The 14,144-nt window shown below is 58.4% G+C and carries 13 protein-coding genes; 6 read left to right on the top strand and 7 right to left on the bottom strand.

Annotation, left to right across the window (positions count from 1 at the left end; translation table 11 throughout):
* Positions 1-5: 5 nt before the first annotated feature.
* The 5 genes from lptB to AC6IY8_RS18580 form a co-directional block, all read right to left on the bottom strand.
* Positions 6-734 (bottom strand): LPS export ABC transporter ATP-binding protein, encoded by a 729-nt coding sequence (gene lptB, locus AC6IY8_RS18600; RefSeq protein ID WP_497776286.1) that lies wholly within the window; start codon positions 732-734, stop codon positions 6-8.
* On the bottom strand, positions 734-3,070 hold the full coding sequence (lptC, locus tag AC6IY8_RS18595) for an LPS export ABC transporter periplasmic protein LptC (protein WP_497776285.1): 2,337 nt from the start codon (positions 3,068-3,070) through the stop codon (positions 734-736). The genes lptB and lptC overlap by 1 nt, the downstream gene beginning before the upstream one ends.
* A gap of 89 nt (positions 3,071-3,159) precedes the next feature.
* Complete coding sequence (locus AC6IY8_RS18590) at positions 3,160-3,708, bottom strand: DUF1697 domain-containing protein (protein ID WP_497776284.1); 549 nt, start codon at positions 3,706-3,708, stop codon at positions 3,160-3,162.
* A 22-nt stretch (positions 3,709-3,730) separates the two neighbouring features.
* A complete protein-coding gene (gene recJ / locus AC6IY8_RS18585; protein ID WP_497776282.1) occupies positions 3,731-5,527 on the bottom strand; it encodes a single-stranded-DNA-specific exonuclease RecJ in 1,797 nt (598 codons plus the stop codon).
* 2 nt (positions 5,528-5,529) lie between these two features.
* Positions 5,530-6,003, bottom strand: coding sequence for a hypothetical protein (locus AC6IY8_RS18580; RefSeq protein ID WP_497778647.1), 474 nt, complete (start codon positions 6,001-6,003; stop codon positions 5,530-5,532).
* A 238-nt stretch (positions 6,004-6,241) separates the two neighbouring features.
* On the opposite strand from AC6IY8_RS18580, the gene AC6IY8_RS18575 reads away from it, so the two are divergent.
* The 5 genes from AC6IY8_RS18575 to AC6IY8_RS18555 all read left to right on the top strand — a co-directional run bounded on the left by AC6IY8_RS18575 (position 6,242) and on the right by AC6IY8_RS18555 (position 10,155).
* Positions 6,242-6,520 carry a DUF507 family protein gene (locus AC6IY8_RS18575; protein WP_497776280.1) on the top strand — a complete coding sequence of 93 codons (279 nt, stop codon included), beginning with the start codon at positions 6,242-6,244 and terminating at the stop codon, positions 6,518-6,520.
* Entirely contained in the window at positions 6,517-6,792 is a 276-nt protein-coding gene (locus tag AC6IY8_RS18570) for a DUF507 family protein (RefSeq protein WP_497776278.1), read from the top strand. Before AC6IY8_RS18575 ends, AC6IY8_RS18570 begins: the two co-directional genes overlap by 4 nt.
* A 97-nt stretch (positions 6,793-6,889) precedes the next feature.
* Positions 6,890-7,969 (top strand): tRNA epoxyqueuosine(34) reductase QueG, encoded by a 1,080-nt coding sequence (gene queG / locus AC6IY8_RS18565; RefSeq protein WP_497776277.1) that lies wholly within the window; start codon positions 6,890-6,892, stop codon positions 7,967-7,969.
* Positions 7,953-8,294: a PilZ domain-containing protein gene (locus tag AC6IY8_RS18560; RefSeq protein ID WP_497776275.1), complete on the top strand. Its 342-nt coding sequence runs from the start codon at positions 7,953-7,955 to the stop codon at positions 8,292-8,294. Before queG ends, AC6IY8_RS18560 begins: the two co-directional genes overlap by 17 nt.
* Before the next feature lie 76 nt (positions 8,295-8,370).
* The gene (locus AC6IY8_RS18555; protein ID WP_497776273.1) at positions 8,371-10,155 is read left to right on the top strand and encodes a tetratricopeptide repeat protein; all 1,785 of its coding nucleotides are present in this window, start codon (positions 8,371-8,373) and stop codon (positions 10,153-10,155) included.
* A gap of 91 nt (positions 10,156-10,246) precedes the next feature.
* Here the strand turns inward: AC6IY8_RS18555 and AC6IY8_RS18550 are convergent, their stop codons facing one another.
* The gene (locus AC6IY8_RS18550) at positions 10,247-10,450 is read right to left on the bottom strand and encodes a cold-shock protein (protein ID WP_497776272.1); all 204 of its coding nucleotides are present in this window, start codon (positions 10,448-10,450) and stop codon (positions 10,247-10,249) included.
* 457 nt (positions 10,451-10,907) lie between these two features.
* Here AC6IY8_RS18550 and AC6IY8_RS18545 point away from each other — a divergent pair, with 457 nt between their 5' ends.
* The gene (locus AC6IY8_RS18545; RefSeq protein WP_497776271.1) at positions 10,908-11,888 is read left to right on the top strand and encodes a YihY/virulence factor BrkB family protein; all 981 of its coding nucleotides are present in this window, start codon (positions 10,908-10,910) and stop codon (positions 11,886-11,888) included.
* Between the two features lie 126 nt (positions 11,889-12,014).
* On the opposite strand, the gene AC6IY8_RS18540 is transcribed toward AC6IY8_RS18545, so the two are convergent.
* Entirely contained in the window at positions 12,015-14,129 is a 2,115-nt protein-coding gene (locus AC6IY8_RS18540; RefSeq protein WP_497776269.1) for a dipeptidyl-peptidase 5, read from the bottom strand.
* Between the last annotated feature and the right edge of the window lie 15 nt (positions 14,130-14,144).

Genomic DNA, 14,144 nt, shown 5'->3' with positions numbered 1-14,144 from the left:
AGTAGCTAAACTAAGGTAAAACTCTCGCCGAGATACACCCTTTTTACTTCGGGATCGTTTCCCAACTGCTCCGGGGTTCCGGTTCGGAAGATGCGGCCTTCATTGATGATGTAGGCGCGGTCGGTGACAGAGAGCGTTTCGCGGACGTTGTGATCGGTGATGAGAATGCCGATGCCGCTCTCTTTGAGGGTAAAAATGATCTTCTGAAGATCGAGTACGGCGATGGGATCGATGCCGCTGAACGGCTCATCGAGCAGGATAAACGTGGGATTGATGCAGAGCGCTCGTGCGATTTCAACGCGGCGGCGTTCGCCTCCGCTGAGTGCGTATCCCTTGTTCTTACGGATGTGAGCCAAGCCAAGCATGTCGAGCAGGCTCTCCATCTTGGTGCGTCGCTCCTGACCGCTGGAGCTTTGCGTTTCCAGGACGGCGAGGATGTTTTCCTCGACGCTGAGCTTGCGGAAAACCGAGGCCTCCTGCGGCAGATAGCTGATGCCAAAATTCCGCGCCCGCAGATACATGGGCACGTCGGTGATTTCGGCATCGCCCACCATAATGCGTCCCGAATCAGGCGGAATCAGGCCCACGATCATGTAGAAACTCGTGGTCTTGCCCGCGCCATTGGGGCCGAGGAGTCCCACGACCTCGCCCTGATTGACCGACAACGAAACTCCGTTGACGACGCGGCGGCCGCGGTACGACTTGGCAATCTCTTCAGTGGAAAGCGTCTGCATTAGCGGGAAACGTGAGTACGAGTGACGGCACGCGAGGAACCGCTGCCCTCGACGACCACCCTATCATCGTGGCTGTAGAAGGTCAACGATTCGCCCCGGATCGTGCCGTTCACAGGATCGCTGAGCAGAGGCGATCCTCCGGTCATAACGAAGCTGCCGGCCGAGGCGGTGTAAACCAGTTGCTCGCCCTCGGCGCGACGCTCCTGCTGCTGCACGAGGACATGCTTGCTGGCCGTAATGTGGTCAAGCTGGCTGGGTCCGCCGACGCGGGTTGCGTTGGCAGGGTTCAGGGACACATCAATGTGGTCTGCCGTCAGCACGGCGTCTTCACCGCGCGCCATCACGCCACCAGAGTAGCGCGCCTGGCGATCCTGATCGGCGTAGCTCAATTTCGGTGCAGTAACAAGCATGGTGGTCGTCTTACCTTTAGCATCCACCTGCGTGAACACGCTGCTGACCGGATGCTTCCGATCCCCTTGCGCGACAATGGTGCGTGCCTTCTGATCGAAATCGATCGTCTGCGCCTGCACGATGTTCGCACCCTGCCACAGCCTGGCGCCTCCGGTATAGTGCGCAAGCCCGGTCAACTGCTGTGCGTTCATCGCGTGGGCCGTGACATGCACGGGGTCGGAGGTGGCAAGCAACGCGCCATTGGGCTGTACCTTCAGTTCGCTGTAGGTGGTCTTGACATTGCCTTGGGCAAAGGCTTCTCCGCTTCGACGCACCAAACGCAGACTATCTGCGGTCACCGTGATGCCGCCATCGACAATCCGGGGACTTCCCTGCAACGTAAGTGAGTCATCAGTCGGAGAGTAAACCGCGCGCTCCGCCGTGCTGGTGCGTCCGCCCGGTTCATTCTTCGAGCTTTGCCCCTCGACGTAGCGGAAACCGCCCTCCTGCACGATGCGCGAGATTTCGCCCGCAGGCGTAAACTGCGCATCGATCGCATTGCTGGTGCTCACCTTGTCCGGCTGTCCGGGAACGCGGCTGACGACGCGAACCGCACCGGTTCCATGCACCACGCTTAAACGGTTCTGCTCCCCGAATTGCGCCGTAAAGTGCTGCGCATCGATCTTCGTCTGCTCGCCGGCATTCTTTGCGCCTGTGCCGTTCATCACTACCTGCCCTGGGCCTTCGGTTTGCGCCGAGGTCAACAGGCGTCCGTTGCCAATGGCGAAGGTCATTGCCGGCGATGCAATCGAAAACTCCTGTGGATTTTTGCCGCCTTTCTGCCCGGCGCGGCGCAGGACGACTCCCTGCCTTGCCTGAATACTTTGCAGAATCGCCGGAGTGCTGCTGGTCACCGCCGCAGCGGTCGCGGCCATTGGTGTCGGAGATTTCGCCGGAACTACCTTAGTCTTCGCCGGCTTGCCTGGAACGAAATGCAGCAATAGTTCGCCGGAACGTCCGTTCGCCTCCTGCTTGGTGGATTCGAAATCGACACCGCCGGAGAATACCGCTGATTGCACTGTGTTCTGCGCTCCGAGTTGCAACTCGGCACGTGGCGAGCGCACTTGCAGGCCGTCGCGGTCGCTCATGCGCACGTTCCCGGTTGCGATTACGTGCTGGATTGCGTTTTCCTGCGTCAGATCCACGGTCGCGCGATTTGCCTGGATCGTCCGGTCGCTGCCTGCCAGATTCACCGCATCGAGTGTGAGTACGCGGGGATCCTTACTGATCGTGCCCCGCTCTGCCTGAATGTGAGTGGGGTTGCTGCCTTCGGTCTGGATGTCGATGGCCGAGTGCAACAGCAGTTCATTCTTCTTGGAGTCGTAAGTCGCGCCCTTCGCCGTACCCGCAGCTTGCGGCACGCGGAACTCGACAGTGCCATCCGTCTCCGCGAGGCCCGTCTTCTGATTGAAGGTCATCCCCTGCACTTCGAGATGAATCGGGTTCTGCATCTCGCGCGGAGGCGCCTGGTCATCGAGCTTCTGTCCTTCGGCGTTGCCTTCCAGATCGATGTGAACCTGTCCCTTCGCAACGACCGTTCCGGCCTGCTGATCGTACTCGAAATCATCCCCGTAAATCTGATCGAAGCGATCGGACTTGCGGCCGTAAACAATGATGTTCACGTTGTGCAGCTCGGCGCGTCCGTCCTGGCGAAACTTCGTCGCCTTTGAGGCGTGGATGGTGAAAAGCGTGCGACCACCTTCGCTCTTCGAGAACGTGAACCCCTCGGTTGTCTGCTGGATGTCGATGCCGACCTTGCCGGGCAGGTTCTTGATGGCGATGCGCATCTGAATGCGGGCGTAAATATAGAAACCCGCCACCACGGCCACAATGGCCAGGCCCATGACGGCAAACCAGATTCGCAGGCGAGGGATAGAAACGGCCATTACTGAACCAGTGTACGCGAGCGCCAGCTCTCCCGCACGTCTCGGAATTCAGGAAATCGTCTAATGGATTGCGTCGAAAGCTCGCCGCCTCAGGGGGTTCGCGACGCGTACTTTGCAGCCATCTTCTGGACAGTATTCATGCCGCGAAAGGTGGAGCGGAGTTTCAAGGCCTTCTCCAGGACGGCATTCGAAAAAACCGATTCGCTCTGCTTCATGCGACTGAGCCAGAAAATTTCGGAACCGTGAACATGCAACAAGTCGTTTTCGCCGGAGAGCGCCATCACTTGCTGCACGCGGGGAGCGTCGAGCGGAGCTTTCAAGAACCCGGCGCAAAAAGTGGGGGCCGAAGAGGTATCCGCGGCGGGAAATGGCTGGTATTCGGCAATCGCCTGCAACTGCTTCTCGGTTCGGACGAAGGTGACAACCTCGTACCCGAGTGCCTTCTGCAACGCGGCCTCGATCTTTGCCTCCAACTCGCCTGCGGGCTTGGTTGGGGTGTCAAAGATGACGTTGCCGCTCGCTATAAACGTCTCGATACTCTTGAACTTCATGCCCTCAAACAGGGCGCGCAACTGCTCCATCTTCACGACGTGGCCGCCGACGTTGATGGCGCGAAGGAAGGCGATGTATCTGGGCATGAGGTGAGTCGAGCAACTCGAGCTACACAGAATTGGATGCTGCCGAGTTCGCTGCCGCCACTTCGGCGTGCCGATAATCGCACAGCACTAACTGCAGACCTCCGCCGAAGTCAGGATGCGTGTTCTGCTCGATGCGGAACAGCACATCAAGCGCGTCGCCGCCTGCCAGGGGCTCGGCCTCGAGACGGTGCGCCATGCGCCAGCCAAGTGCGTCGAGTCCTCGGGCGAAGCCGGTGGACTGTGATGACTGCGCGTTGCGACGCAGCTTGAGCTTGAGATGCTTTTCGCGCATCACCTTGGGCTCGCCAATCATGGTGACGCCCCGGGCAGCAAAAACCGGCTCCGGATTTCCCATTCCGAAAGGTTGCAGCGCGCGCAGCGACTCCCAGAAGCGGGGCGTCACCTGCTCGACCTGAAGCTCGCCATCGAACTCCAACACGGGTTCGAGGTCCTCCGGAGTGAGCGTTTGTCGCGCGTACTCACCGATTCGGCGCCGCAATTCCGGTACATTTTCAGAACGAAGCGCAAAACCAACTGCATGTGCGTGTCCGCCAAAGCGCAGAAACAACTCCGGCGCAGATTCGAGCGCATTGAGCAGATGGAATCCGGCGATGGAGCGGCCTGAACCATGTGCCTCGTCACCATTACGCGAAATCACGAGGGCGGGCCGGCCAAAGCGATCAACCACACGCGAGGCACAGATTCCGATGACGCCGCGATGCCAGCCTTCTCCATCGACCACCATGCAGGCCGCATCGCGCAGTTCGGGATCTCCCTCAATTTGTTGCAGCACGGCTTCGGAGATGCGCTGCTCTTCCTGCTGACGCTGCACATTGAGCTCGTTCAACCGCTGCGCAAGTTCGCGAGCGCGAATCGGGTCCTTCACCGTGAAGAGCTCGACCACATCCTTCGCTACGTCCATGCGCCCGGCGGCATTCATTCGTGGAGCAATGCGGAACGCCACCTCAGTCGTACTCAATCCGCGTCCGTGGTCCAGCTCGCAAATTTGCATTAGCGCATTGAGGCCCGGATTCACAACGCGTCGAAGCCCATCAAGGCCTAGCGAAACGAACACACGATTCTCGCCCAGCAAGGGGACCGAGTCGGCGATGGTCGCAATGGCCACGACTTTCAGGAAAGAAGGGATCAGCCGCTGACGTCCGGCGCGCTCCAGCAAAGCCTGCGCTACCTTGAAAGCCACCCCCGCTCCGCAGAGGTCTTTGCACGGATAGCCGCAATCCGCTTGATTCGGATTCAGGACGGAAAGCGCTTTCGGCACGCCTTCGGATTGCGCCACGAGGTGATGATCGGTCACGATCAGGTCAACACCCACGCGAGTCGCGGTTTCAGCGGCGGCAAAGGCGCGAATGCCCGTATCGACGCTGATGATCAGCCGTACGCCGTCGGCAGCAGCACGCTCGATGACCTCATCGCGCATGCCATACCCCTCAAGCAGACGGTGCGGAACATGGAAACTGCACTGGCCTCCAAGCAGCTCGATAGCAGTCTTAAGAATGACAGTCGCCATCGTGCCGTCCACATCGTAGTCGCCGTAGATCAGCATGGGCTCATGCTGCGCGATGGCACGCTCCAGCCGTTCGACGGCCGCAAGCATGCCTAACATCTGCATGGGGGAGTGAAGTTGATCGAGTGAAGGGTGGAGAAACTGGCTGGCTTCATCTACCGAGGAAATGCCACGTCGAACGAGCAGTCCAGCGACAATGGGCGGCAGATCCATAGCAGCCGCAAGATTTCGCGCTGTTTGCTCAAGATCTCTGCTATCCGTCGCTGCTTCGGGAGCCCGAGGAATCCAGCGCACGTTTAACGCTCGTCCTCATCGGAGCCTTCCGATCCGCCATCAATCATGATGCCGCCCAGATCATCTGCCATTTCCTGCAGAGCCTTGTACCCCTCGTACCACTCGGTCGAGAGCTCGCATAGGAACATCACGCCCTGATACGGGAATCCTAGCTGGATAAATCCAATGCGTCCGAAGTAGGAACGGAGCTGGCGCGCCGTCTCGAGGTCTTCTTCGCGGCTGTAGCTGGAGCGGCGAAGCTCGGAGATGAGGAGATCCACATCCTCGGCCTCAAGTTGAACCGAGTTGATGGTTAGGAAAGCAGCCCCGGAGGCTCTTGCCAGTTCGACAAAGTCCTTCCAGCTTTCCGTGACATCTTCGGCGTCCCACAACACGCTGGGCATCTCGTCCGGAATATAACCGTGAAATCGCTTCAGGCCGAGGCCCTGGGTAAAGGCGTTCACGTCGTCTTGAATACTGGAAAGGTCGTCTATCATCACTTTGCTTTTCTAACAAATGGGCTGGGGCGCTGCAACTCACCCCCGCGTCTGACCTCATGATACTCCCGAGGCGTTTCTGCTCGAAGTACAGCAGAGCTGCACCGTCCGGAAATTGTGTGTGTCTGCCGCAATCGTTTGCTGCGGCCGGTGCTGATTCCCCTGGATGCTTAAGGTAAGCGGGAATCCAACTATGCTAAAATTTCTTTGTTCATACCGCTAGCTTCGACACACAATCATGCTCTTTTCGAAAGAATACGTGGGCTATCTCGCCCGGCAAGTCGTCAAACGGCTACAAGACAATCACTTCATTCAGACGCACGAGCCCGAAAAAGTCATCGAGCGCGTCCAGAACACGATGATCGAGGAACTAAGCCTCGAAGACCGCATCAATGATGAAGTTCGCGTCATTCTCGATGCGTATTCCGACGAGATGCGCAATCGCGGCGCTAACTACCAGGAAATGTTCAAGCGAGTGAAAAACGAACTCGTGCGCAAGTACAAGGCGGTGCTATGAGACTCACTCGTGAAAAGCTGAACAAGCTCGCCTCCACCTCGACCGAACAACTCGCAGCCATGAAAGACGTCGATTTCCTTGAAGGCTACGACGATATTCGCCAGGAACTGCGCCGCATTCTCGAAGAGCTGCTGATGAACGAGGAGAAGCTCGACAAGGCTGCACGGCTCAAGATCGAAAGCCAACGCCGAATCATCCCCGAAGGCACTCCCGAGTGGAACATTCTCTATCACAAGTATTACAACGAAGAGGTTAAGAAGCTGGGAATTTAGTCCGGTTTTGATATCTCGCGAACTTCAGCCCCGCCTTGCGGGGCTTTGTTTATTGCAGCCGCCCCGCTTCAGGTACACTTCCCTTTCATCGGACATCATGCAAACACTCGCTGAATTCGTGAAGCAGGCTGCGATCGAAGAGGGTTTCTCTCTTTGTGGCGTAGCGCCTGCCGCGCCCCTGCGCGAGCTTGACTACTTTCCCGAGTGGATTGCCGCAGGACATCACGGCGAGATGGAATATCTAGCCAAGAGGAACGACGCCGGAGATTTGCGTCGGGCCGCCCTCAGCCATGTCGCTCCGTGGGCGCGTTCCGTCGTAGTTTGTGCCGCGAACTACAACTCGGCGGCTCCGCACTCGACCGAGTGCAATGAACCGGAGCGCGGGTGGATTTCCCGCTACGCATTTGTCGAGGCGGACTACCACGACCTGCTGCTGAAACGCCTCCGCAAAATAGAGGCGCGAATGATCTCGCGCATCGTCGACGGCGGCAACGACACTCCGCGCACCTGGTGCTATGTGGATACAGGCCCGGTTATCGAGCGTGTGTTGGCGCAGAATGCAGGCATCGGCTGGACGGGAAAGAACGCCTGCATCATTAACCAGCAGCTTGGGTCGTGGCTCTTCCTTGGTGTCATTCTCAGCTCACATGCGTTGCCGCCCGATCTCCCTGCAGCAGACCGCTGCGGAAGTTGCACACGATGCATCGATGCCTGCCCGACACAGGCCTTTCTGGAACCACGCCGGTTGGACGCAACACGATGTATCTCCTATCTCACGATTGAGCAGCGCGGAGCGGTGCCGGAAGAGCTGCGGGCAATGATGGGACGGCATCTCTTTGGTTGCGACATCTGCCAGGATGTCTGTCCATGGAATCGTCGCGCTCCTGGTTCCGCCGACCCTGCATTTGCGCCGCGTACCGAACTCGTCAATCCCTCTCTGGAGTGGATTTCAGGTATGAACATGGACGAGTTCCGTCAGGTTTTTCGAGGCTCGCCCGTGAAGCGTACCAAGCTCAAAGGACTGCTGCGCAGTGCAGCCATCGCTATGGGCAATAGTGGCGACCGCCGTTATCTCGCACGCCTGCGCGAGCTCGCTGACCACGAAGACCCGGCGGTAGCCGAACATGCGCGCTGGGCCATTGCACGGCTGGAGGCCGCCGATGTTGCGCCAACATAGCCATTCATCAATCTATGCGAGCCGTCTATACGCGCGTCGAACTTTGGATCTGCGGGCGCGATTGGTCGCCGTGCGCTCCTCCGGCGAGTGCCTCATCATCCATGGCCGGACACGCGACCTGTCGCACACCGGCGCAGGGCTGACCGTTACGCATGAACTCCCGGAAGGCGTAAGGGTGATGCTCTGCCTGCCAATTCCCGACTACAATTCGCCGCTGTGTCTCGAGGCGGTGGTGATTCGGCGAACAGGATTCCGCATAGGCCTGCAGTTTCTGCGCCCTACAGCCAAACAGCGCCTCGTGCTCCAGGAACTCTGTCGACACTGAGGCGTCCGATCCGGCATCCAACGTTGTAGCCGAATGAGCTCGGTTTCGAAGAGCCCGCGGTCAGGAGAGGCTTGCGATGCGTGCGCGATGGTTGCTCTTGGTACTCATGCTGCTGCAGTGGACGACGGTTTCTGTAGCCCAGCAATGGTTCAAGGTGCAATCCGATCATGTCGTGAGCTTTTCCGAAGGCAGCGATCACGCCGCCCGCGACGCTGCGCTTCGCGGAGAGCAACTGATCTCCATCTTCGGGCAGGTTTTTCATCGCAAGGATGTGAGCCTCGCCACGCCGCTGCGCATTCGGGCGGTACACAACTCCTCCTCCAGCAATGTGCTTGTGCGCACTCCGATGGCGAATATCGTGACAGCGGACGTGTCACAACCTGAATCATGGACGGCGGCCGCTAAAGCTATTTCCGGGCTGGTTCTCGACGACAATTATCCGCGCGCGCAGCCATGGTTTGATTCTGGCATCGCGAACTACCTGGCCGGAGTACGCTTCAACGGCGAGCAGATGCGTCTGGGAGCGGTTCCGCCCGGAATGGCCATGCCAAAAGCGAGCGATTGGGTTCCACTCAAGCAGTTGTTCGAATTGAAAGACGCTACAACCCTCAGTGCAGCACAGAAGCAAGTTTTCGAGGCTGAGTCGTGGGCCGTCGTACGGTGGTTAATCGATAACAGCAGACTGGCGCAGGCCGGAGCCTATCTGAATGCCGTGGGGTCGCGTGGCGTATCCCCGGAGCGCGCGCTGAGCGAAGCGTTCTCGATGGACTTCGCGAATCTCGACCGCGAGGTGCGTGAGTCGCTCGCGCAGATTGCACCCAAGGACATGCCTGCGCCACGCATTGACGCAAACCTGTTCAAGCCGCAGAAGGTCTCAGCAGCCGATATTCATGTGATCGACGCGAGCTTAACATTGTTCGGCCCTGGCTCGGACGGCACTTTGCGCGAACTGGTGGCCTTCATGCGACAGAACCAGGAGAATGTCGCAGTTCATCGCGCACTGGCATGGGCCTTTATGTTGCGTCATGACCAGGAAAATGCAATCGAGCACATTCGGCGCGCGCTCGCGCTGGATGACACCGAACCTTCGATGCACTATCTGTATGCGCGCTGGATCAATCAGGGTGAGGAAAATTCGATCCGCGTGGAGTCGGCCCACACGCGCTTGAGCCACGAATTGAAAGCCGCATTAGACCGCGATCCGAACTATGCTCCGGCTTACGAGTTGCTCGGCCTCGCGAATTTGAGCGAGGGATCGCCCAAGGCATTGGCCGACCTGCAGCGAGCGTCGGCGCTGCGCCCGCGCAATGATCGGTACTATCTGAATCTGGCGCGTGCCTACGAAGCGGCCGGCAATCACGATACCGCACACACTCTCCTGTTGTATGCACGTGCGGGTGGAGATGCTGCCGTAGCTCGCGAATGCGAAGACGCGTTAGGCGAAATCGGTAAGCAGAAGAAGGCAGAAAAGCAGTGGGAAGCAATGGGGAACCGATCGACTCCCGCAACTGAAGCCAACGTAAAGCACAGCAAGTATGACAACCTGCAGGAGGCAATCGAAGAAGACGAGCGAGCGGAAGCCGCTGCCAAGAAGAACGTCACCGCGGTGAAGGAGGACGCGCGCAAGATTGAGTTTCTGAAGGGGCGGATCGTGAGCGTGCAATGCAGCGCGCCGCCGGCAGCCGAGTTGACTGTGAACTCCGGCGGAGGGACCTGGCGCATGCATATCGCCGACCGCCACGACATTGTGCTGATCGGTACCGATCACTTCGATTGCGGCATGCGCGGCACGGAAGCCTCGATCAACTACAAGAAGAGCGGAACTCAGCAGGGCGACGTAGTCTCGCTGGAGACCTACTGATACATTGACGGATGTCGATAGATCGAATCGCGGCCAAGAAAATGGCCCTCCGGGGGATGAGGGCCTTTTGCTTTTGAATAAGGATTAGAAGCTACCCACGGCTCACATTCTGAGCCTGTAAGCCTTTCGGTCCCTTTACGCATTCGAACTCGACGGTCTCGCCTTCGTTCAAAGTGCGATAGCCATTTTCCTGAATAACAGAATAGTGCACGAACACATCTTCACCCGTACTGCGCTGAATGAAGCCATAACCCTTAGCGCCATTGAACCACTTAACAGTACCTTTTTCTTTCACGACTTACTCCTTTCACATCTTGCAAGAGAAACAGTGATCACGCGGAACCCCCCTTTGAGTTTCCACGCCAGTCGAAAATCCCCTACCAAACAAATCCGGATTCCAGCAGCTTTTCATCAAGCCCCGCGGCTCTCGGTCGCGATGAGGAAAAGATGCTGGAATCCGGATTTGACTGCAGAAGCCGACTGCTAATTCAAACATCTACTTTCCTTTACAGCACCGCATAACCACTAGAACAACATTGAAACGGCAACTCAGAGAGCATGGCATATTTACAGCAACTTACCCGCTATGGCAAGCAAATCTTTCCGCACACCGATCATTTTTATGGAATCACACCTCGAATCGCGATTTTTTGCGCTCTGTTAGTGCGATTGAAGACGAGAACTCAGGTTTTTCGAGAGAAGGGTGCGGCCATGGAGGTGAGCTGGATTCGCTACAATGGCCTGAGAAGATCATGACAAGCGATAGCACATCTGGCGCGGCTGCGGTCGTAGCCGCTGAAATTCCCGTCTCGAGCGATACGGTTCAACAACTGCGAACCTCCATGCTGCAGACACTGCGGCGCAATGGATGGTCAACGCTGAAGTACCTGGGCACGACGGAAGTGCATACGTATGCATTTTCCGTGGCTGCGAACGCGATCCTGTCGTTCTTCCCCGCGGCGGTACTGCTGCTGACGATCAGCAGAAGATTCTTCCATTCGCCCGCGATGGTGAAGGCGATCAAGCGCATGCTGATGGCGTATTTGCCTGATAATCAGCGCTTCATCGTGGCGACCGTTGACTCGATGTCGGCGACTCACAAGATCCAACTGGTTTCGGTCGTGATGCTGTTCATAAGCTGCACAGGCGTGTTTGAGCCGCTGGAAGTGGCGCTGAATTCGGTTTGGGGATTTAAGTCCCGAAATTACTTGATGAACCAGGTGGTGTCGCTGGGACTGGCGCTGGGATGCGGTGTGCTTGCGCTGCTGAGCGTGGCGGGAACCGCTGGCGTGTGGGCTCCAGCAGCGGAGGCGCAGGTGTGGTTGAGCAATCACATCGGCACCGGCGTGGTGTATTCGATGATTGATCGGGTGAACGTCACGATCCAGTTTGTAGCGCTGAAAGCGTTTGGAATGGTCGCCAGTGTGTTGATCTTCTTTTTGATCTACTGGCTGCTGCCCAATGGAAAAGTGCCGCCAAGAGCGGTGTTGCCGTCGGCAATCATTACGGGCGTGGCGTGGGAGATTGCAAAGCTGATCTATGTGGCGTGCCTGCCGTTGCTGGATTTTCCGGAGGCTTATGGGCCATTTTCGGTATCAGTAACGCTGATTTTCTGGGCGTTCTTCTCGGGGTTGCTATTGCTGGCGGGAGCGCATCTTTCGGCGCAGGACTTGAGAACGGCGGAACGGCAGTCGCTGATGACGCCGCAGCAGGAAGAGGCGGAAGTTAAGTAGATAGTTAATAGCTCGGCGCCGGATCGGTACAGGGTTGTAACTGGCAGGAGGCGGGCGGGCAAGGATTGGTAGAAAAGTGAACAGGCACCCAGGGATGGGTGCCTGTTTTGTTAATGACGGCTGTTTTTAGTCCACCGGGGGAGGAGCATCGTGGGGATGCTTGCCCGGGGTGCCGATGAACCAGTCGGTCCAGTCGGTCACTGTCTTGTACCAGAGCTGAGAGTTCTGAGGCTTGAGGACCCAGTGTCCCTCGTCGGGGAAGTAGAGCATTCGGCTGGGGACGTTGAGCTTCTGGAGAGTGGTGAAGAGCTGGAAGCCTTCGCTGACGTCGAGGCGGTAGTCGAGCTGTCCGTGGATGACGAGCGTGGGCGTCTTGAAGTTGGGAGCAGCGAGGGCGGGCGACCACTTGCGATAGAGATCACGATTGCGCCATGGGGTGCCTTTGAATTCCCACTCGTTGAACCAGAGCTCTTCGGTGGTGCCGTAGGCGGACTCGGGGTTGAACATGCCGTCGTGCGAGACGATGCACTTGAAGCGATCGCTGTGGCCGAGGATCCAGTTGGCCATGTAGCCGCCGTAGCTGGCTCCGAGGGCGCATTCGCGGTCGCGGTCGATGAAAGAGAAGTTCTGCTCGGCGTAGTCGAGGCCAAGCATGAGGTCCTGGAAGGGACGTCCGCCCCAATCGCCATTGACGTCATCGACGAACTGCTGGCCGTAGCCGGTGGAGCCGCGTGGGTTAACCATGATGGCCACATAGCCGGAAGCCGTGAAGAGATTGGGGTTCCAGCGGAAGCTCCAATCGTCGCCCCAGGCGCCTTGCGGGCCGCCGTGGATGAGGAACTTCACTGGATACTTCTTTGCGGGATCGAAGTTGGGAGGCTTGACGATGAAGCCTTGAACCCTCTTGTTTTCAGAGCCAGTAAACCAGAAGGGCTCGACAGGCTGCATCTGGACCTGCGAGAGCACAGCGTCGTTCATGTGCGTGAGCTGCGCGACGGGAGCTGCGGTTTTGGTTGTGGCCGAAGCGGAGATAGAAAACAGCTCACTCGGGTAGCGGACGGAGTTGCGCGCGAAGACGAGCGTCTTGCCATCGGCGGTGGGAGTGGGCGAGTCGTTGTAGCCGCGAACGATCTCGCGGGGCGCGCCTCCGGTGACCGGGATGCTGTAGATGGGCGATTCGCCAGCGTCTCCGGCAGTGAAGTAGATGCCCTTGGAGTCGGGCGCCCAGGCAATGGAGTCGATCCAGCGGTCAAAGCTCTCGGTCAGATTGACGATCTTTCCGGTGGCGCGCTCGATGATGCGAAGACGGAAGCGGTCGCTCTCGTATCCGGCGCGGAACTGCGAACGGATCGCGATGTAGCGGCCATCGGGCGAATACATCGGTGTCGAGTCGGAGCCGTGATTTTCGGCAGTGAGGTTGCGGGGCTGAGCATTCTCTCCGGCAAGCGAGAGGACGAATACATCGCTATTGGTCGATGTAGCCTGAACCTCGTCGAGGTTGCTGGTGAAAACGATCTCACGGCCATCGGGCGAGAACTGGTACTGGTCCTGTCCGCCGAGGGAGAAAGGCGGCACGTCGTGGTTGCCGGGTGTGAGATCGCGTCCGGAACACGCGCCGGTGCAGGCAGCATCGATGAGGAACAGGTGCGAGCGCTTGCCGTTGTCGTAGGCGTTCCAATGGCGATACATGAGGTGATCGAAGATGTGCGCCTTGACCTTGGACTTCTCGACGGCGGTGTCCTTTGTCTTGTTGCAGGCATCGTCTTTGCAGGTGGGCCAGACGGCGGAGATGAACAGGACCTGCTTGCCATTGGGCGACCAGATGGCACCATCGGCTTCGGTCGAAATGTTGGTCAACTGGCGCGGCGAGCCGATGAGAGTTCCGGTGTCGGACTGGAATTCCTGCACGTAGAGCTGTGAGGCTCCGTTGCGGGTGGCGGTGTAGAGCACCTGCTTGCCGTCGGGCGAGAAGCGAAGACGGTCTTCAGTTCCCGGTGTGGGTTCGGTAAGGCGATGCGCGGGACCGGAGGCAAGAGGCGCGATCCAGAGATGCGACTTGCGGGTGTTGTCGGCCAGTGAAACATCGACGGCGGAAAACGCGACCCAGCGTCCGTCGGGCGAAATGGTGAAGTCGCCGACACGCTTGAGGTTCATCATGTCCTCAAAGGTGAAAGCACGTTTTTGGGCGACCGCCGGAAGACAGGCGAGTAAGACCAGTGCGACGAGATAGCGGCGTAGCATTCAGACTTCTCCAGA

Source organism: Koromonas soli, from assembly GCF_059726265.1.
This window is presented reverse-complemented; position numbering and strand designations above follow the sequence as displayed.